This is a genomic window from Pseudomonas sp. MWU16-30316, from assembly GCF_020515645.1.
GTDB classification, from domain to species: Bacteria; Pseudomonadota; Gammaproteobacteria; order Pseudomonadales; family Pseudomonadaceae; genus Aquipseudomonas; species Aquipseudomonas cerasi.
Genome location: NZ_JAIZAZ010000017.1, coordinates 1 through 2811, shown reverse-complemented (window position 1 = coordinate 2811; position 2811 = coordinate 1). Strand labels below are relative to the sequence as shown.

The 2811-nt window shown below is 58.2% G+C and carries 1 protein-coding gene; it reads left to right on the top strand.

The genetic code is table 11. The features are described from left to right. On the top strand, positions 1-2811 hold a 2811-nt coding region (locus LCH65_RS26095; protein ID WP_226439942.1), incomplete at both ends, for a hemagglutinin repeat-containing protein.

Genomic DNA, 2811 nt, shown 5'->3' with positions numbered 1-2811 from the left:
CTGTATATGGCTCAGGCCGACAATCGCCTTGGCCCGACCGGTGCATTGATTGCCGGTAACGACGTCTCGCTGATCGCGGGGCAAAACCTCGACAACGTCGGCACCTTGCGAGCGGCCAATAACCTGTCGGCTGCTGCTGGAAATGATCTGGTCAACAGCGGCCTGATAGAAGCTGGCAACCGTCTGGACCTGCTGGCGGGTAACGACCTGGTCAACAAGTCCGGGGGCATTATCGCCGGACGTGATGTGACATTGACCGCCCTGCGCGGCGATGTCATCAACGAACGCACGGTGACCAGCCATCAGAGCGCTGCGGATGATGCGACCTGGCGTAAGGATTTCGCTGACAGCGCGGCACGTATCGAAGCGGCCAACGACATGTCCTTGCAAGCGGGTCGTGACGTGAAAAACACCGGCAGCGTATTGCAGGCTGGTCGTGATTTGAGCATCTCTGCGGGCCGTGACGTCGCTATCGACTCGGCCCAGACCGAGAACGGCCAGACACGCGGCGCGAACTCCAGTAATTCCAGCATTACGCAACTGGGCTCCACAGTCAGCGCCGGACGCGACCTGACGGCCCAGGCCGGCCGCGACATCAACGTGATCGCCAGCAGCATCGACGCCAAGCGCGACATCGCGATGGCCGCGACGGAAAACCTGACCCTTTCCTCGGCGGCTGATGAACAGCATTCGTACGGCAAGAGCAAGAAGGTGACCGAGCAGGAAGATCATGTCAGCCAGGTGTCTGCGGACCTGAAGGCGGGTGGCAGTGTGGCTTTGCAGGCTGGGCAGAATCTCGACATCATCGCCAGCCGCATCAATGCGGGCAGCAACGTTGCTCTTGATGCTGCGCAAGATTTGACCATTGCATCAGCTCAGGACGAAAGCTCGTACTTCTATGCCAAAAAGAGCAAGGGGTCGTTCGGACGCAGTAGTAGCAAGCAGCAGGAAAGCTACGACAGCAGCAACGTGGCGTCGGTCATCAATGCAGGGCAAGACCTCACCATCAATACCACCAAGGCTGCTGACGGCAGCGTCAGCATCAACGGTGGGCATGACGTCAGTATCATTGGCAGCCGTCTTTCGGCAGGCAATGACCTGATTCTCGGCGCCACTAACGATGTGACCGTACTCTCGGGTGTCGATGAGCAGGGTGCTTACAGCCAGAAAAGTAAATCCGGCTCTTTTGGCGTGTCCAAAAGTGGAAAAAGCGAGCTGAAGACCAGCTCTACCCAAGTCGCCAGTGAACTGAATGCCGGCAACGATGTGGTAGTGGCTTCAGGCAAGGACATCACACTGCGTGCCAGCAACATCGGCGCAGGCAATGATGTGGACCTCCGAGCCGGGCTGTTGGATAAAACCGGCGACATCAATCTGCTCTCTGCCAACGACGAAGCCTCCAGCCACAGCAACGAGTACAAGAAGAAAACCGGTCTTTCAGTGTCTGGCGGATTCCTGTCCATCTCATCGGCTAAAGAAGCTGGTGGCCAAGCGCAGAGCAGCACCAGTGTAGGCAGCCAGATCAATGCTGCAGGAAATGTAAGTCTGCAGACCGAGCGCGACATCAATGTTATCGGCAGCAGCGTCAACGCAGGTGCAAACGTCAGTCTGAATGCGGGTCAGGACGTCAACATTCTGGCCGCACAGAGCACCAACTCCAATCAGGACTGGGAGAAGAAAAGGCAGTCGGGCATTGGCGTGTCTTCCAACGCCAATGGCGTGACGTTCTTCGCAGGCGTTGATCGCACCAAGGAAAACAACCGCCTTGAGCAACAGAGCGCTGCCGCCAGCCAGGTCCGCGCGGGTGAAGACCTCACGGTCAACGCCAAGCGCGACATCAATCAGGTAGGTTCTGACCTTCAGGCGCTCAATGACATCAATCTGACTGCCGGGCGCAACATCAAGATTGATGCCGCACGTGAATCTAGGACAGTTGAACAACAACGTGAAAACTCACGCAATGGCCTGAGTGCGAGCATTGATCACAACTATGGCAGCACCAAGGACGCCATCAGCGGCGCAGGCAAGGGTGAGGACGCCACGAGCAAGGGATCGAGCACGCTCAAGGCAGTAGACAGCACCTCGCAGTTCCTGTCTGGCCCGACGGGCGATGGAAAGTTCGGTAACAGCAAGCAGGGCACCAGCCAGCAAGTAGTCGAAACGACCAACCGCGCCTCGACGCTGGACGCAGGCAACAACCTGAACATCTCCGCGAGCAACGACGTTCAGATCAGCGGCGGCCAATTGCAGGCTGGCCGCGACATAAATATCAAAGGCCGGGATGTCACGCTTGATGCCGCCAAAGGCAGCTACAGCCAGGAAACCAGCGAGCAGAAAAGCTGGAGTGGTATCCACGGCAGCAGCAGTGGCGGGTTCAAACTTGGCGTGGGCGGCAGCAGCGGCATCGCCAAAGGTGATCAGAGTCAGGAGGCCTCAACAGTTACTACGTTGCAGGCAGGTCGTGACGTCAACCTCAAGGCCAGCAATGACCTAAATCTGATCGGCACGCAGGCCCAAGCAGAGCGAAACATCAGTCTGAATGCCGGCAACACCCTCAATATCAAGGCAGCACAGAACGACAGCTCCACCGAAAACACCCGTAAAAATGCCGGCGGGGAGGCTGGTATCGCCATCGGTCCGGGAGGTATCGGTGTTTACGCCAGCGTCAACATCGGCAAAGGCGACTTGGAGCGCGAAGGCAAACAGCAGCAGGAAGCGTACCTGTACGCCGGTAATCAGCTCGGTTTCACCAGCGGGCAGGACACCAACATTGCCGGTGCGACGCTGCGCGGCAACGATGTCGTCGGACGC